19 protein-coding genes are annotated in these 20492 nt (G+C 30.3%); 14 read left to right on the plus strand and 5 right to left on the minus strand.

The genetic code is table 11. The annotated features are described in order from the left end of the window. Positions 1 to 4 precede the first annotated feature (4 nt). From pgi to DIS07_RS06385, 7 genes are all read left to right on the plus strand, one after another. Positions 5 to 1573: a glucose-6-phosphate isomerase gene (gene pgi, locus DIS07_RS06355; protein ID WP_109404381.1), complete on the plus strand. Its 1569-nt coding sequence runs from the start codon at positions 5 to 7 to the stop codon at positions 1571 to 1573. Between the two features lie 217 nt (positions 1574 to 1790). After that, entirely contained in the window at positions 1791 to 4367 is a 2577-nt protein-coding gene (locus tag DIS07_RS06360; protein WP_109404382.1) for a TonB-dependent receptor, read from the plus strand. Between the two features lie 12 nt (positions 4368 to 4379). Next, positions 4380 to 5495 (plus strand): hypothetical protein, encoded by a 1116-nt coding sequence (locus DIS07_RS06365; protein WP_146190712.1) that lies wholly within the window; start codon positions 4380 to 4382, stop codon positions 5493 to 5495. Positions 5496 to 5589: 94 nt separating this feature from the next. Next, positions 5590 to 6012 (plus strand): hypothetical protein, encoded by a 423-nt coding sequence (locus tag DIS07_RS06370; RefSeq protein ID WP_109404384.1) that lies wholly within the window; start codon positions 5590 to 5592, stop codon positions 6010 to 6012. Positions 6013 to 6015: 3 nt separating this feature from the next. After that, positions 6016 to 6744, plus strand: coding sequence for a lysophospholipid acyltransferase family protein (locus DIS07_RS06375; protein ID WP_109404385.1), 729 nt, complete (start codon positions 6016 to 6018; stop codon positions 6742 to 6744). Between the two features lie 5 nt (positions 6745 to 6749). After that, positions 6750 to 7733, plus strand: a complete 984-nt coding sequence (locus DIS07_RS06380; RefSeq protein ID WP_109404386.1) for an acyl-ACP desaturase — start codon at positions 6750 to 6752, stop codon at positions 7731 to 7733. Positions 7734 to 7749: 16 nt separating this feature from the next. Then, entirely contained in the window at positions 7750 to 8172 is a 423-nt protein-coding gene (locus DIS07_RS06385) for a cupin domain-containing protein (protein WP_181374552.1), read from the plus strand. 3 nt (positions 8173 to 8175) lie between these two features. Here the strand turns inward: DIS07_RS06385 and DIS07_RS06390 are convergent, their stop codons facing one another. Further along, positions 8176 to 8952, minus strand: coding sequence for an amidohydrolase (locus DIS07_RS06390; RefSeq protein WP_109404387.1), 777 nt, complete (start codon positions 8950 to 8952; stop codon positions 8176 to 8178). Positions 8953 to 9031: 79 nt separating this feature from the next. Between DIS07_RS06390 and DIS07_RS06395 the strand changes: the two genes are divergently transcribed. Both DIS07_RS06395 and DIS07_RS06400 read left to right on the plus strand, forming a co-directional pair. Beyond that, positions 9032 to 11770 carry a PD-(D/E)XK nuclease family protein gene (locus tag DIS07_RS06395; RefSeq protein ID WP_109404388.1) on the plus strand — a complete coding sequence of 913 codons (2739 nt, stop codon included), beginning with the start codon at positions 9032 to 9034 and terminating at the stop codon, positions 11768 to 11770. A 22-nt stretch (positions 11771 to 11792) separates the two neighbouring features. Continuing rightward, complete coding sequence (locus tag DIS07_RS06400) at positions 11793 to 12023, plus strand: hypothetical protein (protein ID WP_109404389.1); 231 nt, start codon at positions 11793 to 11795, stop codon at positions 12021 to 12023. 63 nt (positions 12024 to 12086) lie between these two features. On the opposite strand, the gene DIS07_RS06405 is transcribed toward DIS07_RS06400, so the two are convergent. Then, a complete protein-coding gene (locus DIS07_RS06405; RefSeq protein WP_109404390.1) occupies positions 12087 to 12878 on the minus strand; it encodes a universal stress protein in 792 nt (263 codons plus the stop codon). Positions 12879 to 12973: 95 nt separating this feature from the next. Here DIS07_RS06405 and DIS07_RS06410 point away from each other — a divergent pair, with 95 nt between their 5' ends. The 4 genes from DIS07_RS06410 to DIS07_RS06425 all read left to right on the plus strand — a co-directional run bounded on the left by DIS07_RS06410 (position 12974) and on the right by DIS07_RS06425 (position 16121). After that, complete coding sequence (locus DIS07_RS06410; RefSeq protein WP_109404391.1) at positions 12974 to 14308, plus strand: MATE family efflux transporter; 1335 nt, start codon at positions 12974 to 12976, stop codon at positions 14306 to 14308. Between the two features lie 94 nt (positions 14309 to 14402). Further along, positions 14403 to 15167, plus strand: a complete 765-nt coding sequence (locus DIS07_RS06415; protein WP_109404392.1) for an enoyl-CoA hydratase/isomerase family protein — start codon at positions 14403 to 14405, stop codon at positions 15165 to 15167. A 3-nt stretch (positions 15168 to 15170) separates the two neighbouring features. Further along, positions 15171 to 15728 (plus strand): MOSC domain-containing protein, encoded by a 558-nt coding sequence (locus tag DIS07_RS06420; protein ID WP_109404393.1) that lies wholly within the window; start codon positions 15171 to 15173, stop codon positions 15726 to 15728. 60 nt (positions 15729 to 15788) lie between these two features. Next, positions 15789 to 16121, plus strand: coding sequence for a hypothetical protein (locus tag DIS07_RS06425; protein WP_146190713.1), 333 nt, complete (start codon positions 15789 to 15791; stop codon positions 16119 to 16121). On the opposite strand, the gene DIS07_RS06430 is transcribed toward DIS07_RS06425, so the two are convergent. From DIS07_RS06430 to DIS07_RS06440, 3 genes are all read right to left on the minus strand, one after another. After that, a complete protein-coding gene (locus DIS07_RS06430) occupies positions 16118 to 17356 on the minus strand; it encodes an RNA polymerase sigma factor (RefSeq protein WP_109404395.1) in 1239 nt (412 codons plus the stop codon). The genes DIS07_RS06425 and DIS07_RS06430 overlap by 4 nt on opposite strands. After that, entirely contained in the window at positions 17356 to 17703 is a 348-nt protein-coding gene (locus tag DIS07_RS06435; protein ID WP_109404396.1) for a YciI family protein, read from the minus strand. The genes DIS07_RS06430 and DIS07_RS06435 overlap by 1 nt, the downstream gene beginning before the upstream one ends. Before the next feature lie 74 nt (positions 17704 to 17777). Continuing rightward, complete coding sequence (locus DIS07_RS06440; protein ID WP_109404397.1) at positions 17778 to 18920, minus strand: DNA polymerase III subunit; 1143 nt, start codon at positions 18918 to 18920, stop codon at positions 17778 to 17780. 241 nt (positions 18921 to 19161) lie between these two features. On the opposite strand from DIS07_RS06440, the gene DIS07_RS06445 reads away from it, so the two are divergent. Then, complete coding sequence (locus DIS07_RS06445) at positions 19162 to 20349, plus strand: phosphoglycerate kinase (protein ID WP_109404398.1); 1188 nt, start codon at positions 19162 to 19164, stop codon at positions 20347 to 20349. Positions 20350 to 20492 lie beyond the last annotated feature (143 nt).

A 20492-nucleotide genomic window follows, 5' to 3' on the forward strand; every position in this document is an offset into this window, starting at 1 on the left:
GAAAATGGCTCTTAAAAACATCAACCCAACTAAAACAGCAGCTTGGTCAGCACTAACAAATCATTTTAATAATGTTCAAAACATTAACATAAAAGATTTGTATAAAGATACTGATAGGCAAAAAGATTTTTCAATTCAATTTGATGATTTATTAGTAGATTTTTCAAAAAACAGAATTACAAAAGAAACAATTAATTTATTAGTAGATCTTGCAAAAGATATAGATTTAAAAGATGCTATTGAAAAACAATTTACCGGAGAAACAATTAACGTTACAGAAGGAAGAGCAGTGTTGCACACCGCTTTAAGAAGTACTTCTGAAGAGCCAGTTTTGATTGATGGTAAAGACATTAAACCTAAAATTCAGTCTACATTAAGAAAAATCAGAAGTTTTTCTAACAAAGTAATTTCTGGTAAATGGAAAGGATATACAGGGAAATCAATTACTGATGTTGTAAATATTGGTATTGGAGGTTCAGATTTAGGACCAGATATGGTAGTAGAATCATTACAATTTTATAAAAATCAATTAAATACACATTTTGTTTCTAATGTTGATGGAGATCACGTATCTGAAGTGATTAAAAAGTTAGACCCAGAAACGACCTTGTTTGTTATAGTTTCAAAAACATTTACAACTCAAGAAACAATTTCGAACGCAGAAACCATAAAAAACTGGTTTTTAAAATCTGCTACTATTTTTGATATACCAAAACACTTTGTTGCAGTTTCTACAAATTTAGAAGCTGTAGATAGTTTTGGTATCGATAAAAAGAATGTTTTTCCAATGTGGAATTGGGTTGGTGGGCGTTTCTCACTTTGGTCTGCTGTTGGTTTATCAATTTCTTTATCTGTAGGATTTGATAATTATAAAGCGCTTTTAGAAGGAGCTGAAGAAATGGATATTCATTTTAGAAATGAAAATTTTGAAAATAACATTCCGGTAATTTTAGCTTTGTTAAGTGTTTGGTATAATAATTTTTACAATGCTGAAACCGAAGCTGTTTTACCTTATTCTCAATATTTAAAAAAGCTTCCAGATTATTTACAACAAGCCATTATGGAGAGTAATGGTAAAGGAGTAGATAGAAATGGAGATAAAATTGAATATCAGACCGGAACCATAGTGTGGGGTAGTACAGGAACTAATATGCAACATGCTTTTATGCAATTAGTTCATCAAGGAACCAAATTAATACCAGCTGATTTTATTGGTTACAAAGAATCTTTATATGGTTTAGAAGATCATCATAAAAAACTAATGGCAAACTATTATGGTCAAATGGATGCTCTGGCTTTTGGTAAAACAAAAGAAGAAGTACATTTAGAATTAAAATTTTCTGGAGATGAGGATAAAATTAATCAATTATTACCATTCAAAGTTTTTGAAGGAAATAGACCAAGCAATGCTATACTTTTTGATAAATTAACACCAAAGTCTTTAGGGAAATTAATCGCTTTATATGAGCATAAAATTTACACTCAAGGAATTTTATGGAATATATATAGTTATGATCAATTTGGAGTAGAATTAGGTAAAGAATTGGCTAATAAGTTGTTGAAAAATCAATAAAATAAATTATTGATAATAAAACTCTCAAAATTTTAACTTTTTAATAACTTTTGTTAATAAACTTGTTAATATATAATAGGTTCATTTTCAGATGATAACTGTTATTTTATTTACTTTTCAATGTCTTAATTTCTTGTTAAATATTAACATTAAATTAACATTATAACTCTGTAAAAAAATCAATTTTGCAGAACATTTAATAACATAAATTCAAATAATGAAAAATTTTAAAAACTTATTATTTGTGGCATTACTTTTTGTATCTGCCGCTGTTTTAGGACAAACTAAAATTACTGGTAAAGTAGTTGATGAAACAAATCAACCTTTACCTGGAGCTAGTGTTGTTGTAAAAGGAACAACTAACGGAACATCAACCGATTTTGATGGAAATTTTGTATTAAAAACCAACAAAAGTTCAGGAACTGTGGTAGTTTCTTTTATTGGTTATAAATCAATGGAAGTTTCTTTTTCTTCTGCAAAAACTAACTTAGGCACTATTAAATTAGCAGAAGATAGTGGGGTTTTAGATGAAATTGTTGTTACTGCAACTTCATTTGCAATAGATAGAAAAACTCCTGTTGCTGTTTCTACTATTAAGGCAACAGACATCGAAAGAAAATTAGGATCTCAAGAATTTCCTGAGATTTTAAAATCTACACCAGGTGTATATGCTACTAAATCTGGAGGTGGATTTGGAGATGGTCGTATTAATTTACGTGGATTTAATTCAGAAAATGTTGCTGTTATGATTAACGGAGTTCCTGTTAATGATATGGAAAACGGAAGAGTTTATTGGTCTAACTGGGCTGGTTTATCAGATGTAACATCTGCTATGCAGGTTCAAAGAGGTTTAGGAGCTGCTAAAGTTGCTGTACCTTCTATTGGTGGTACAATTAATATTTTATCAAAAACTTCTGATGTTGAAAAAGGTGGTAATATAATAGCTGCAACTGGTAATGATGGTTACCAAAAATACGGATTTACATTATCTACAGGATTAATGGATAATGGTTTAGCTGCTACTGTCTCTTTTGCTAAAATTTCTGGAGAAGGATATGTTGATGGAACTCAATTTAATGGGTTTAATTATTTTATAAACTTTTCAAAAGAGTTAAATGATAACCATAAACTATCTTTTACAAGTTTTGGAGCTCCGCAAAGACACGGACAAAGACAAAATAGAAGCACAATTTCTACTTACAGAAATGCTGAATCTGGAATTCGTTTTAACCCAGATTGGGGTTATAAAAATGGACAAGTAACTCATATAGAAGATAACTTTTACCACAAATCACAAACTTCTTTAAACCATTATTGGACAATTAGTGATGTTACTTCTTTATCAACAGCAGCTTATGTTTCTTATGGAACAGGTGGTGGTGGTGGTACTGCCGGAACTAACAGAGATTTATTTAATGTTAGGTTAGGAGGGTCAGATCAACCTGTAGATTTAGATAATATCGTAAATATAAATAAAGCTAATGGTGCTTTAGGATCTGAAGCAATTTTAAGAGCTTCGAGAAATGATCATGAGTGGTATGGAGTTTTATCAACTTTTAAAACAGAAATAACAGATGAAATTAGTTTAATTGCTGGTTTAGATTGGAGAACTTATACCGGAAAACACTTTAGAGAAGTAACCGATTTATTAGGAGGTCAATATTTCTTAGATGTTGATAGTAGAGGAAACCCAAATAATGTAAACAATCCTAATGCACCATTAAGAGTTGGAGATAAAATGGGGTATAACAATGATGGAAAAGTAGGTTGGTTAGGATTCTTTGGTCAAGTAGAATATGCTACTGAAGACTTTGATGCTTTTATTTCTACATCTTTACAAAGAAGTTCTTACCAAAGAATTGATTATTTCCAATATGATTTAAGTACTCAAGCTGGTAGAGATTTAGCAACAACAGACAAAGTTAAACTTAATGGATATAGTATTAAAGGTGGAGCTAACTATAGATTAGATGATGTTCAAAACGTATTTGCTAACATTGGATATTTTGAAAGACCAGCTAATTTTGATGCAGTTTTTCAAAATTTTAATAACGAAGATGTAAATCCAAATGCAGAAAACGAGAAAATTTTTAGTTTAGAGTTAGGGTATGGTGTTAGAGGTGAAAAATTTGCAGCTAATATAAACTTATATAGAACAGAGTGGAATGATAGAACTTTTACAAGAGGAGTTTCAGCTGACCCAAGTATTCCTGGTTCTGAAGATTTTACTGCAAACTTAACTGGAGTAAATGCATTACATCAAGGTGTGGAATTTGATTTTACATACAGACCAACTGATAACTTAAACTTTACAGGAATGTTATCTTTAGGAGATTGGAGATGGAATAACGATTTAATAGACCAACCTCTTTTTGATGAAAATCAAAATCAAAGAGGAACTATTTCTTTACCTATAGACGGGTTAAGAGTTTCTGATGCAGCACAAACAACTGCGGCTTTAGGGATGTTGTATAAGTTTTGGGACAGAACTTCTATAACTTTTGATTACAATTATTTTGCAGATTTATATTCTCAAATTAATGTTTTAGATTACGCTTCAAGTGGTCCAATAACTACAAGACCTGGAGATACTTGGAAAGCTCCAAATTATAGCACTGTTGATGCAAGTTTGCGTCACGGTTTTAAATTTGGTAACTTTGATACTACTGTAACATTTCGTGTGAATAACCTTTTAGACACAGAATATATTGCAGATGCTTTAAATGCAGCAGACCCATTAGTATGGTTTGGGTTTGGGAGAACGTTTAGTTTAGATGTAAAAATTAAATTTTAAAAAATAAAAAAAATGAAAAAATTATTTTATTCATTCGTAATACTTTCTTTGGTGTTTACATCTTGTAACCCAATGGAAGATATATACAGCGAACTTGATGCTGTTGAAACTGTAATTTCTGGAGAAGCGGAAATAACTTTAACAGATGATGATTATGATGCTTTAGATTTAGGTTTCGGAAACTTTAGCTCAGAAGATGATGCGAAACAAATGTTACCAAGCTTTTTATCAAAAAAATACCCTACTTGGGGTAAAGAATCTTTAGCTTCGGTTACTTTTAAGTTGTACAATCCGAAAAGAGATGAAAAAAGTTTGGCAGTTTACGAAGTTGATGCTGCAGATTATACAGCACAAGGCGGTAATGTAGCAAGGTTTGGAAACTTTTCTAGTTATAATGATATTGTAGCTTTCTTAAATACTAAGTATCCAAGTGCTGAAAATAGACTTCTTGTTTCTTTAACGTATAAATATTATAACGGAGCTAGTGTAGTAGAATTAAACAATGGATTTATCAATAATAGTGGTACATGGGAAATGTCAACGGGTATAACAGATGATGAATATACTTCAATGGGAGAATCAAGAGCACAATTCTCTTTTGAAGATGAAGCTTTAGCTAAAATACCTGTATTTTTAAAAGATAGGTTTAAATATGAGAGCAAAGTTGCGGGAGATATTGAAGGAATTATGTATAAATTATACGTAACTGATACTCAAGATGTCGATGGTGATGGTAGAACAGATGATAGAACTGTATATAGTTTTGTAGCTTTCTTTATTTATGATGGAGTAAACTGGACTAAATATAATAACGTAATAGATCAAACTATTAAGTTTGGACATGATGGGACTAATTGGGTTCCCGATAATACTATCAAGTACACATTAACTGCAGCAGACTATGCTTTAGTTGGTAATGATAGATACGGAAACTTCGATGTTAGATCGGGAAGAGATGAAGAAACCGTTGAAGCACGTGTAGCAAAAATTAATACTATTTTGTTAAATAATTTTCCTAATGATGCAGAGGGACAAAAATACCTTGTAAGTTATAATATTTATAACGGTGCAAATGGTGTATGGACTATGGCTGTCATTAAAACAGGAGGAGAATACGTTCTTCAATAGTATAAAGTCTTTTTAAATTTTTAAAAAACCACCTTAATCTAGGTGGTTTTTTTATACTTAAAATTGTAACTTTACCGCCTAAACTAACTATATTATGAAAGACATTCATTCCTATTGGGCATATCTTGTTTTAGCAATTTTAATTTTTACAGTTGTTAATGCTATTATTGGATTAACTCAAAAAAAAGAATTTACAGATAAAGATTTAAGAGTAGGATTATTTACTTTAATTGTTTCTCATATTCAATTATTAATTGGTCTAGGTTGGTACTTTATGTCACCTTGGTACAAAGCTCTAAAATCTGGTGCAGGAGATGTAATGGGAGATAAAACGGCAAGATTATTAGCGGTAGAGCATCCAATAATGATGATTTTAGCAATTATATTAATAACCATAGGATGGTCTAAACACAAAAAGAAGACAGAGGATTCAGCAAAATTTAAAACATTTGTAATCTTTTATGGATTGGCATTGGTTTTAATTTTATCAAGAATCCCTTGGAATAACTGGTTTTAAGAAATGAAAATTTTAAGCTACATATTATCACCAATCTTTGCATTGGTGTTTTTTTTATTCTTAGTCATTTTTCATCCATTACAATGGATAAGTTTAAATATCTTTGGTAGAGCAGCACATCATAAAGTAATTGATGTTTTAAACTTTTTCTTAGTAAAATCGATGTTGATCATTGGTGTTCCTGTTAGATTAATTAACAAGCATAAATTACCAGAAAACACAACCTTAATTTTTGTTGCAAATCATCAATCAACTTTTGATATTCCTCCAATTGGATGGTTTTTTCGAAAACATAAACCAAAATTTGTAGCAAAAATCGAATTAGGTAAAGGTATACCAAGTGTTTCTTTTAATTTAAGAAATGGAGGAGCAGCTCTTATTAACAGAAAAGATCCTAAACAAGCAATAGGAGAATTGGTTGAGTTTTCAAAAAGAATTCATAAAAACAAATGGGGAGCTATTATTTTCCCAGAAGGTACAAGAAGTAGAAATGGAAAACCCAAAAAATTTTCCTCAAATGGATTAAAAGTAATTACAAAGTTCAATAAAGACGGATATGTTGTACCTTTAACGATAAATAATTCTTGGAAAGTTTTTAAATATGGAAAATTCCCAATGGGAATTGGTAGTCCAATGATAATTACAACTCACGAGCCAATCAAAATTGATTCTTTACCCTTTGAAGAATTGCTAGAAAAGACTGAAAAAGTCATTACAGAACACATAAAATAAACATCATGTCGATAAAAAATATTAGGATTGAAGTAATGCAGACTTTAGAAAAGAACATGCAACACTTCGTAGATAAATATTTAATTACACCAGAAAAAGTTTGGCAACCCACAGATTTTTTGCCAAATTCTCAGAAAGATTCTTTTATATCTGAAGTAGAAGAAATTAGAGAATTATCTAAAGAATTACACGATGACTTTTGGATTGTTTTAGTAGGAGACACCATTACTGAAGAAGCCTTACCAACATACGAATCTTGGCTTTTGGATTTAGACGGAGTTTCTCAAGATCCAGACAATAGTTGGGCAAAATGGGTAAGAACCTGGACCGCTGAAGAAAACAGACATGGAGATGTGTTAAACAAATATTTATATTTATCCGGTCGTGTAAATATGCGTGAAGTAGAAATTTCTACACAGCATTTAATAGCAGATGGTTTTGATATTGGTACATCAACTGATCCTTATAAAAACTTTGTATATACTAGTTTTCAAGAATTAGCTACCTATATTTCTCATAATAATGTGGCTAAAATTGCCCGTAAAAAAGGTCATAAAGCCTTAGCAAAAATGTCAAAAATTATTGCAGGTGATGAGATGCGCCACCATAAAGCATATACCGATTTTGTTAGAGAAATTTTTAAAATTGATCCAAGCGAAATGATGTTGGCTTTTCATCATATGATGAAACATAAAATTGTAATGCCCGCAATGCATTTAAGGGAATCTTTTGATGCCAAAGGAACCTTGTTTGATGATTTTTCTGCCGTTGCTCAAAGATTAGGAGTTTACACTGGTTTTGACTATGTAGATATCTTAAAGAAGTTAAATTCAGCTTGGGAAATAGATAAGATTACCAACCTTACTCCTGAAGCTGAAAAAGCACGTGATTTTTTAATGAAATTACCAGAAAGAATGTATAGAATTACAGAAAGAATTGTAGTTCCAGATACTGATTTTAAGTTTAAATGGATGTTACAACCAAGCTAAATGGTTTGGTACTAACATGAAAATAAAATTCTTATTTTTTACGATTTGTTTGCTGGTTTTGACCTCTTGTGGAGCTTCAAAAATTAAAGAAATTCAAGTATTAAAATTAGCAGAAACTTCTAAAAGTTGGAATGGTGATGAATTACCTAACTACCCAAAAGGGAAACCAAAAGTTACGGTTTTAAAAATTATAATTCCACCTAAAACAAAATTACATAAGCATTATCATCCTGTTATAAATTCAGGTATTTTGTTAAAAGGTGAACTCAAAGTAGTGGATATTAACAACAATGTATTGATCTTAAAAGAAGGAGATGTTATTGTAGAATTGGTAAATAAAATTCACTACGGAATTAACGAAAAAAACAAACCTGTAGAAATTGTAGTTTTTTACGCAGGTGCAGTAGATATTCCTATTACAGTGTTGGCTAAAGAATAATTCTTAGAGAATTTTAAAAACATCTTTATCATTCAAAAACCCTAGTTTTTCCCGTATTTTATTTTGTTGAGGTTTATTTAAAATAGCTTTAATTATACCTATTTTGTTGTTTTCTAAAGAAGAAACCTCTTCACCCAAATAATCAACAATTAAAGAATTACCAGAATACTCGTAATTGTTAGCATCTTTACCTGTTCTATTTACTCCAATAACATAAGTCATATTTTCTATGGCACGTGCTTTTAAAAGAGTGTCCCAAGCTTTTATTCTAGCCACTGGCCAATTAGCCATATAAATTAATAAATCGTAATTTTCTCTGTTTCTTGCCCAAACAGGAAAACGCAAATCATAGCAAATTAACGGACAAATTTTCCATCCTTTATATGTTACTATCAATTTATGAGTTCCAGAATTATAGACTTTATCTTCTCCAGCCAAAGTAAACGAATGTCTTTTGTCATAAGTTTCAATTTTTCCTGAAGGATGCACAAAAACAAAACGATTGTAATAGTTGTTGTTCTCAGCAATTACAAGACTTCCACAAATGGCAAAACTATGTTTCTGCGTCATTTTTTTCATCCAAGAAACGGATTTTCCATTCATTTTTTCAGCAACTTTTTCAGGATGCATTGTAAAACCAGTGGTAAACATTTCTGGTAAAATTACTAAATCAACATTTTTAAGCAAGTTGATTTGATGCTCAAAAAAAGTAATATTTTTTTCTGAATCTTCCCAAGCTAAATCAGCTTGAATTCCAACTACGTTTAATTCGTTTTGCATCAAAAAATAATTTATGGATTAAAGATATATAAAAGTAAGTTTTTGTAATTTAGAAATTCCAACTGATTCAAAAAAATTGATGCAATCTTTCATTTCAGAAACTTTAGATGCTATTTTAAAAACGACAACTTCTTTTGAAGATGTGGTTTTAATACTGCCTTCACAAAGAGCAAAAGTATTTGTAAAACAAACAATAAAAGATAAAATTTCTGTTGGATTTTTACCTGAAATTGTAAATATAGAGCAGTTTATCAATCAGATTTCTGGAATAGAAAAAGCAGATAATATTCAGTTACTGTTTCATTTTTATACCATTTATAAAAATATAGAAAAAGATCCTGTAACTTTTGATGTATTCGCTTCTTGGGCAATTACAGTTATACAAGATTTTAATGAAATAGATCAACATTTAGTCAATACCAAAGAGATTTTTGTTTATTTAAGAGATATTCAGCGTTTAAAAAAGTGGTCTGTAAAAGGAGAGTTTAAAGAAACTGAATTAATGAAAGACCATTATTCTTTTTTAGAAAAATTGAATAACTTTTACAATCCATTTTACACCTTTTTAAAAGAAAAAGGGATTGGATATCAAGGTTTAATTTATAGAGAATCTTATCAAAAAATTGATGCTTTTTTAGAAAATAATTCAAACAAAAAATTCTTTTTTATTGGTTTTAATGCTTTAAATAAAGCAGAAGAATTCTTATTTCAAAAAGTGTTAGAAACGGGAAATTCTGATATTTTTTGGGATATAGATATTGCATTTTTTAAGTCCAATCATCAAGCAGGTACATTCATAAGAAAGTACAAAACTGAATGGAGGTTTTATGAAAAAAACGATTTAAAAACCTTAGGAAGCTCTTTTAATGAAACTAAAAAAATTGAACTCATTGGAGCTTCAAAAAACACTACCCAAGTTAAATATGCAGGTGAGATTTTAGAAAAATTCGATGATTTTAGTAATACTGCGCTGGTTTTGGCTGATGAAACGTTGCTGCCAATTACCTTAAATTCATTACCTAAAAACATCAATGCCATTAATATTACAATGGGATATCCTTTAAAAGATGTACCTACAACAAGTTTGATTTTTGCTGTTTTTCAGTTGTTTATTTCTCAAGAAAAGCTACAGAAAACAGTTGTAAACGAATTCTATTATAAAGATGTTATTCGCTTTTTAAAACATCAATCAATTTTCAATCTCTTGCCGAATATTGCTGTTTTTTCTGATGAAGTTGCCAAACAAAATCAAACCTTTATTAATACAGCATATTTGCATCCATTTTTAAAAGATCTTAAAAAGGATTTAAAAGAAACGATAATTTCTATTTTTTCTCCTTTTGTATCTGTAGATGAATTTTTAGACAGAATTTTATCACTCATCAATATATTAAAAGAAGATGTTAGCGAGTTAGAAAAAGAATATTTGTTTCGATTCTACACAGCTTTTAATCAACTAAAGTCATTACAAAAAGAGTATCAATATTTCCCAGATTTAAAAACCTTAGCACAATTTTTTAGACAATTAATTTCTTCAGAAAGTTTATCTTTTCAAGGAGAACCGTTAAGAGGTTTGCAATTAATGGGAATGTTAGAAACGCGTGTTTTAGATTTCGAAAACATCATTTTAGTTTCAACCAATGAAGGTGTTTTGCCAGCAAATTCACAACAAAACTCTTTCATTCCTTTTGATGTAAAATTAGAATTTGGTTTGCCTACTTATAGAGAAAAAGATGCAATTTTTTCTTATCACTTTTTTAGATTGTTACAAAGAGCCAAAAATGTTTTTATCATTTACAATACAGAACACGATGTTTTTGGAAGCGGAGAAAAAAGCCGATTTGTAACACAATTAGAAATGATGAGGACAGATATTGTTCAGAAAATTATTTCTCCAAAAGTGGTTGCAGAAAATATAACATTGAAAGAAATAAAGAAAGATAAACGTGTTTTAGAAAGCTTGAAAACATTAGCAGAAAAAGGAATTTCACCTTCAGCGTTAACCAATTATTTGCACAACCCAATTGCTTTTTACAAGCAGAAAGTTTTAAAGTTAAAAGAGTTTGAAGATGTAGAAGAAACAGTTGCGTATAATACTTTAGGAACTGTTGTTCACAATACTCTAGATGAATTGTATGCTGCATTTATCGGTCAATATTTAAAGGTTGAAGACATTGATGCAATGAAAAATCAAACCAAAAAATTGGTGACAAAGTATTTTAAAGAAGAATTTAAAAACGGTGATTTATCTACAGGAAGAAATCGTCTAATTTTTGAAGTTGCCAATCGATTTGTGATTAATTTTTTAAATCAAGAAAAGGAGTTGTTAAGTGATAAAAATAATCAACTAAAAATTATTGCGACAGAAGAAAATTTAGCTACAGAAATCGAGATAGACGGAATTGATTTTCCTATAAAAATTCACGGTCAAGTAGATAGAGTTGATGAATTGAATGGTGTTTTAAGAATCATCGATTACAAAACAGGAATGGTAAGTAGTTCTAATTTAAGAGTTCCCAACTTTGAGGATTTACGTGATGATAAACATCACAAAGCGATTCAAGTTTTGCTGTATGCTTATATTTACTCAAAAACAAAAAACTATAATTTTACAAAACCTTTAGAAGCCGGAATTTATTCGTTCAAAAATTTAAATAACGGTTTTTTATCAGTCAATTTTTCATCCAATTACAGAAAACCAGATTTAGAGATAAACCAAGAAAGATTAGACAGTTTTATTGAGGAAATAAAGAATTACATCAAAGAAATTTACGATTTAGAAATCCCTTTTTTGGAGCCTGCTGATTTAAAATATTAATTATTTCATTATCTTTATAACTATGAAAGAAAACTACAATCCTATTGTAATTCAATATTCTGAAACCGATAAAGAATCGAAAAGTGTAAAACTAATGTCTATTTTTTTGATGTTAATTTTTGCATTTGTTCCTTTAGCAGAAATTGTGACAGATTTAGATTATAATACAATATCTCATTTTTCAAAATATACCTGTATTGTAGGTTATGATTTTTCTTTTGGAGAAGTTTTAACTTTCAAACCTATATACTAGATTATTTTGTTATTTCAAACGAAATGAAATGAAGTTGAGAAATCTCAAAATAATTTTACAAAACTATTTTCCTTTTAAAATCAACAAAGGCTTAGAAGTATGAAACTCTTCTTTTAAAATGGTGTTCTTTTCCCAAAGCTTAGTAAAGAATCCGCGTTTGCGTCTAAAAACACAAAGCATATCAGGATTATGCGTTTTAAAGTGCTCTAAAACTCCTTGAAAAGTAGTGGCGTTTTCAGTAGTAGTAAACGTAGTTTGTAATTCAATTAAATCTTGACTTAATACCAAATCTTCTTCTGTATAACCAGCAGTTTTCACCAATAACAAATTGACTTCTGGGTTAAACTTTTTTACAATTTTTTGTAAAGGATTTAATGCAGTTTTACTTTTTAGAATTCCAGATTTAAAAGCCAATAATACATTTTGTATAGCTTCATAGTTGTACCCAGGAGGAACACATAACGCAGGTATATTTGTTTTTTTTACCAAACTTCCAGCTGTACTGCCTAAGAAAACTTCTTCCTTTATAGAGTTGCTCTTAGAGTTTACAATAATTAAGTCTATACCTAATTCTTGGTCAATAGCTTCAACACTTTCTACCACACTTCCTTTTGCAGAAATTAATTTAACTTCAACATTTTTAGTATCAACAGCATTTACCATTGTACGCAAATATAAATTGGTTTCACGTTCAATAATAGCATCAACATTTATCATTGTCCCAGCTTTAGATTTTGCTTTATAAGCTCTAAAAACATAAACATTAGCTTCAATGTCAGCTGCAAAATCAATGGCATATTGCAAAGTATTTTGAGCAGCTTCAGTAGATCCAATAGGTACTAAGATATTTTTCATTACAGCGAATTTAGTCGCTGCAAAGTTAGTTATTTTTCACTGATTTGGCTCTTTTCTCATTTTTTAGATGTGTACATTTGCAAAAAACATTTTTTTTGAACACAAAGATTAGCTTAAAAAGCATTAATAAGTTAGCAATTCCTGCTTTAATTGCGGGTATTGCTGAACCTTTATTATCTATTACTGATACTGCAATTATTGGTAATATTGATGAAAATGCGACTGAGAGTTTAGCTGCGGTAGGAATTGTAGGTGCCTTTATTTCGATGTTAATTTGGGTTTTTGGTCAAATTAGAAGCGCAATCTCTTCCATTGTATCTCAATATTTAGGTGCCAATAAATTGGATGAAATAAAAACGTTACCTGCGCAAGCCATTGCTATTGTAGTTTTTGGAAGTTTATTGGTTTTGGCAATTTCTTATCCTTTTGCAGAACAAATATTTCGATTTTATAATGCTTCTGGTGATATCTTAAACTACTGTATCACTTATTTCAAAATTAGAATTTTTGGATTTCCTTTTTCGCTCTTTGTATTTGCGGTTTTCGGAACTTTTAGAGGTTTACAAAATACTTATTACCCAATGATTATTGCAATTATTGGCGCGTTGTTAAATATTGTATTAGATATCATTTTTGTGTATGGAATAGAAGGTGTTCTTCCTGCAATGAATATAGAAGGAGCAGCTTATGCAAGTGTTATTGCGCAAATTACAATGGCAATAATAGCGGTAGTTTTGTTGTTGAAAAAAACATCCATTTCACTAAAAATTGCCTTACCTTTTCATAAAGAAATTCCTACTTTATTAGGAATGATTGGAAATCTTTTTGTGAGAACAATCGCTTTAAATACGGCTTTGTATTTTGCAACGGCTTACGCAACAGATTATGGGGCGGAATATATTGCAGCTTATACTATTGGTATAAATATTTGGTTATTGGGCGCTTTTATGATTGATGGTTATTCAAGTGCAGGTAACATTTTATCAGGAAAATTATTGGGCGCTAAAGATTATAAAACTTTGGTTGAATTGAGTAAAAAACTTTTCAAGTACGGAATCATTACAGGTAGTATTATTGCTTTAACAGGATTTATTTTTCACGATTTCATCGGACAAATTTTCACAAAAGAACCTGAAGTTTTAAAACAATTTAATGCTGTTTTTTGGCTTGTTTTACTAACACAACCCATTAGTGCCATCACGTTTATTTTTGATGGAATGTTTAAAGGAATGGGAAAAATGAAGTATTTAAGAAACCTTTTAATTCTTTCTACAGGATTGGTTTTTATCCCAACGTTGTTATTTTTTGATTATTTAGATTTAAAACTAACAGCAATCTGGATTGCTTTCACACTTTGGATTTTAGCACGTGGTTTGCCACTGGTTTTTAAATTTAGAAGAGAATTTTTGCCATTGATAAAGAATGATTAAAATTGTTGTCAGTTCGAGTGTTTTTTTGAAGAATGAAGAAAAAAGTATCGAGAACTATTAAGAATTAAATCCTATTTTTACAAAAAGAACGTTTATGACCTCAAGACAAAACGGAAGTTTATATACCCATATTCAAAATAAAATTGCAACGATAGAATTCGGTCATCCAGCCAGTAATTCGTTTCCAAGTGAATTGTTAGAAAGACTGCAAAAAGAACTAATTTCTGTAGGACAAAAGGATGCAATTTCTGTAATTATTTTAAAATCTGAAGGTGATAGAGCTTTTTGTGCTGGTGCATCTTTTGATGAATTAGTAGCTATTTCTAATTTAGAAGAAGGTAAACAATTTTTCTCAGGTTTTGCCAATGTAATCAACGCAATGCGAACTTGTGGAAAGTTAATTATTGGTAGAATTCAAGGAAAAACTGTGGGTGGTGGAGTTGGTTTAGCAGCAGCTTGCGATTATGTCTTGGCAACAGAACACGCATCTATAAAATTATCAGAATTTACCATCGGAATTGGGCCTTTTGTGATAGAACCAGCTGTGTCAAGAAAAATAGGAATTGCTGGTACAGCAGAATTAACATTAGATGCAACCAACTGGAAAAATGCCTATTGGGCAAAGGAAAAAGGGTTATATGCTAAAGTTTTTGAAACTCAAAAAGAGTTGGATGAGGAAGTGCAAATTTTAGCTGAAAAATTAGCTTCTTATAATCCTGATGCTTTATTAGAAATGAAAAAAGCGCTATGGAAAGGTACCCAAAATTGGAATGATTTATTAGCGGAAAGAGCTGCTGTTTCTGGTGAATTGGTTTTGTCTGATTTCACTAAAAAAGCCTTATCAAAATTTAAAAAGTAAACTGTGAAAATTATTGCTACAAATATTGGAGAACGTAAAAAAATTGACTGGAAAGGAAAGAAAATTGAAACAGGTATTTTTAAATATCCAGTAAGTTCTCCCATTTTTTTAGATGCTGAAGATGTAAAAGGTGATGCCATTTGTGATAGAGAAAATCACGGAGGAATTTTACAAGCAGTATATGCGTATTCTCTAAAACATTACGATTATTTTAAAAATCTGCATCCAGAGGTAAATTTCGAAATGGGAATTTTTGGTGAAAACTTAACCATTGATGATTTTGATGAAACTAAAATACATCAAGGTGATACTTTTAAAGTGGGCGAAACTATTTTAGAAGCTACAGTGCAAAGAAATCCCTGTTATAAATTAGGAATCCGTTTTAACAATATGAAAATTGTAAAGCAATTCTGGAATACCACTTTCTGCGGAGTTTATTTTAAAGTTTTACAAACTGGTTTTGTGAAAACAGGAGACGAATTTATCAAAATTAAATCTTGTTCAGAAAACCCAACCATTGCTGAATTATATGTTGCTAAAAGAGTTGCAAAAGGGGTGTAGTTGATTATGAAAATTGAAAAGTATAGGAATTACTCTATTTTACTTTATATCCTAGCACTTATGCTTCCAATGTTCATTGGTGCTTGGTTATTTTTAGGTTTATTTGGCTTATTAGTAGGTTGGATGGGATTATTAGAACCAATAATAGGTTTACCTTGGCTGGCAAATGTTTTATATTTTATTAATTTATATTTTAAGAAATGGAGATTAAAAATAAGGATATTGATTTCTATTGCAACGATAGTTTTTGGCTTATTTGCAATAGGTATTAGAAGTGTTCCTCGAGATGAAGGTGGAGGTATAACTGAAGTTTTTGTAGGTTTTGGTTTTTTAATTTGGATGATGAGTTTTGTTTTTCTTTTGATCTCACAAATTAGAGAAAATCAAAATTAATTCTTGAACATCCTTTTCTTCTTCTCCAAAAACTCCTTTTCTAATTTATTTGTCACTTTTTCTAAAGCCAAATCAATAGCTTTTAAAGCTTCTTTTTTGTTGTTTGTTTTATTAAAATAATCTGCTTTAGCACCGTAAAAAAGATAAGCACGTTGTGCTAAATCATCAGGGTTTATTTGCTCAAAATAATAATTTGCTTTTATATAATTTTCACTCTGTAAGCAAACAACAGCCATTGTTAAAAGGTAAGAAGGAGTAGGATTCAATTGGTATAAACATTTGTACCAGTCTAAAATCTTATCCCAATTGGTTTGTTCAAAACTGGGCGCTTTTATGTGTTCGCCAACAATAGCGGCTTCATAATGATATCTTGAAAAATTTTCGGTTTCAACAGCTTTATTCATCATTGCATTGCCTAATTGAATTAAAGGAAAAGACCATTTGTTTCTGTCTTGAGTTTTTAAATCTAACAACTCATTTTCTGTATTTATTTTGGCATCTAGTCTTGCAGAATGAAAACACATTAATGCAAACAATGCATAAACATCAGAAGTTTTTGTGTACTTGTTTTTGAGTAGCATTTTACACAGTCTAATAGCTTCTCCACACAATTCCTTCTGAATTAAAATGTCTTTTTTGTTTGAGTGAAAACCTTCGTTAAAAATCAAATAAATAACATTTAACACACTTTCAATTCGCTCTGGAAGTTCATTTCCTTGGGGAATTTTAAAAGCCAAATTTTTAGTTTTGATTACTTTTCTTGCTCTTAGTAATCTTTTTTTGATGGTTTCTTCTTTGGTTAATAAAGCGGATGCGATTTCTTTTGCACTAAATCCAGAAATGGTTTTTAAGGCAAATGCAATTTGATCTTTGAGCTCTAATTTTGGATGACAAGCCGTAAAAATCATCCGAAGTTGAGCGTCTTCAATTTCACTGTCTAAAAAAAGATCATTTATAGCAATGGTTTGTGTGCCATTTTTAAGTTCGGGTAAGTGTTTGTGTGTTGTTTTTAGTTTTCTAAAAATATCTAAAACCCTGTTTTTTGCAGCTTGCGTTAACCAAGCTTCTGGGTTTTCTGGTTGTTGTTTTCGCCAAGAAATACTTGCTTTTAAAAACGTATCTTGAACAGCATCTTCGATAATTTCTAAATTAGAAAGTCCAAAAATGCGTGTTAAAACAGAGACCATCTTTCCACTATGATGGCGAAAAAGATGGTCTATGAGTTTTGTTTCCATTATCTGTCAAAAACCATTATTTCACGGATTTCTACAGTTCCTCCTAAATCATAATCAGGAAAATCTTTGGCAATTTCTTGTACTGCATCAAAATCTTTGGCTTCAACAGTATAATAACCACCCACAATTTCTTTTACTTCCGCAGATGTTAAGTCAGTAACAACTCTGTCTTTGCCAGCTACTCGTCTAATTTGTGGAGTTAAAGCTTCACCACCTTTTAAAATTCCTGCTTCTCCCATTTTGTTTCCCCAAGCAAACCATTTTCCCATTCTTGCTTGCATTTCTTCTGGAGAAAGTCCTAAATCAGTGTAATCTGCACCAATAAAAATCATCATAAATTGTTTCATAATCTAAAGTTTTTAAGTTTTATACTCTTAAGACGTTTGCCAAAATTAAAAAGGGGACACTTTTTTTGAGAAAATTATACTTTTGCCTCTTTTTTATGCAAAAAACGAGTTAATTTCATAGATAAATCTAACAAAATAATTTTTCCATTTCCATTTCTTTCAATGTGATATATGGCTTCATTCAATTCTTTTTCAATATCTAAAATATTTCCAGAATGAACAAATGGTGCAAATTTAGACAAGTCAAAACCAGATTTGGTTTCCATAAAAACCAAGTTGTCAGATTTATAATTCAGTAACAATGCCTGTCTAAAAAATTGTAAACAATAATCTAAAAAACGTTTTTGAGTTTCACGTCCGGTTTTAGCAATCGTATCAGACCAAGAGATTAATTGTTGTACAACAGCAGCATTTCCCTTAGCTCTAAAGGCAGTTCTTATCCAAGCCACAAACCATTCCTGGAAAATCAAATCGTCAGCATCATTTTGTAATAAATGTAAGGCTTTGTTAAAATTTCCTTCTGCTTGATGTGCAATTTTAGAAGCTTCATTGTCATTTACTTGATGATTTACCACCAAAGTATTGGCAATATCCTGATCACTTAAAGCAGGAAAATGTAAAGCTTGACAACGAGATTTTATCGTGTTGATAATCTGCTCTTCGTTTTCGGTAATTAATAAAAAAACTGTTTTGCTTGGAGGTTCTTCAATCAGTTTTAACAATTTATTTGCGGAAGCAATATTCATTTTTTCTGCCATCCAAATAATCATCACTTTAAAACCACCTTCGTAGCTTTTTAGTTTTAATTTTTTTACTATTTCTTCAGCTTCATCAACTCCAATAATTCCTTGTTTATTTTCAACTCCAATATGTTGTAACCAGTTAAATAAACTTCCATAAGGTTGTGTGTTAATAAATGTTCTCCAATCTTCTAAAAACAAACTACTAACAGGGTGTTTTTTTACATTTTCATTAGCTGTAACAGGAAAAGCAAAATGCAAATCAGGATGTTGCAATTTGTCACATTTTAAATTACAAACTTCAACATTATCAGAAAAATGACACAGTAAAAATTGCGCATAAGCAATTGCCATTGGCAGGGTTCCACATCCTTCTTTACCTACAAATAGTTGTGCGTGTGGAATTCTGCCATTTTCAGCAGATTTTATCAAATGTTTTTTAATATGTTCTTGACCTACAATTTGTTTGAAAAGCATGAGCAAAAGTACAAGATTTTTTTTCAATTAAAATTATTAATGCTTTAAATGAAATAAAAATTTTGGACTAACGAAGTGGTTACTGAGGTTAAACTAATTTAATATTTTTCATCATTAAAATTTAGTTTTTACCGAAGAAATATAAGCGAATATTTACGCAAACGTTATATTAACTTTTAGGTTTTCAAACCAAAAAAAAGTAAATAAATCGGTATTTTTGTTGAAAATAGAATTCAAAAAAATGAAAACACTAAAAGATTTTAACTTCAAAAATAAAAAAGCATTAATTCGTGTAGATTTTAATGTACCTTTAAATGATCAATTAGAGGTTACTGATGCTACTAGAATTCAAGCTGCAAAATCAACAATAATTGATATTTTAGAACAAGGTGGAAGCTGTATTTTAATGTCGCATTTAGGGCGTCCAAAAGGATTTCAAGATCAATTTTCTTTAGGAAACATCGTTAAGAAAGCAACTGATATTTTGGGTGTAAATGTAAAATTTGTATCTGATTGTATTGGAGATAAAGTAGAAGAAGCTGTTGCAAACTTAGAATCAGGTGAAATATTATTGTTAGAAAACTTACGTTTTTATGATGAAGAGAAAAAAGGTGATGTTGCTTTTGCTGAAAAGTTATCTAAATTAGGTGATATTTATGTAAATGATGCTTTTGGAACTGCACATAGAGCGCATGCATCAACTACAATTGTTGCACAATTTTTTCCAGAGAACAAGTGTTTTGGAAACTTATTAGCTAAAGAAATAATAAGTATAGATAAAGTGTTGAACAATTCAGATAAACCTGTATTGGCAATCTTAGGTGGCGCAAAAGTATCATCTAAAATAACTGTAATAGAAAACATTTTAGACAAAGTAGATCATTTGATTATTGGTGGAGGGATGAGTTTTACCTTCATTAAAGCGCAAGGAGGAAAAATTGGAAATTCAATTTGTGAAGACGATAAACAAGAATTAGCTTTAGATATTTTAAAGCAAGCCAAAGAAAAAGGAGTTCAAGTCCATATTCCTGTAGATGTAATTGCTGCTGACGATTTTAGTAATGATGCAAATACACAAGTTTGTGATATCAATAATATTCCTGATGGATGGGAAGGAGTTGATGCTGGTCCAAAATCTCAAGAAATTTTTGATAAAGTAGTAAATGAATCCAAAACAATTCTTTGGAATGGACCTTTAGGTGTTTTCGAAATGGAATCTTTTGCGGGAGGAACAATTGCTTTGGGTCATTCTATTGACAAAGCTACTAAAAATGGAGCATTTTCTTTAGTTGGTGGAGGTGATTCTGTTGCAGCTGTAAAACAATTCGGATTTGCTGATAAAGTGAGTTATGTTTCTACTGGAGGTGGCGCAATGTTGGAGAGTCTAGAAGGTAAAACCTTACCAGGTATTGAAGCAATTTTGAAATAGAACTTTATTTATTGAACAATTTTTGGTTCAATAATTATAGTTTTACATAATAGTATTTTTTTATAAGCGTATAATTTAAAAAATTATACGCTTATTGTTTTAAATATGAATAAGTTTTAATTTCGTTGTTAGGTCTAGAATAG

The sequence above is a fragment of the Polaribacter aquimarinus genome (genome assembly GCF_003129485.1).
In the GTDB taxonomy this organism is placed as follows: Bacteria; Bacteroidota; Bacteroidia; order Flavobacteriales; family Flavobacteriaceae; genus Polaribacter; species Polaribacter aquimarinus.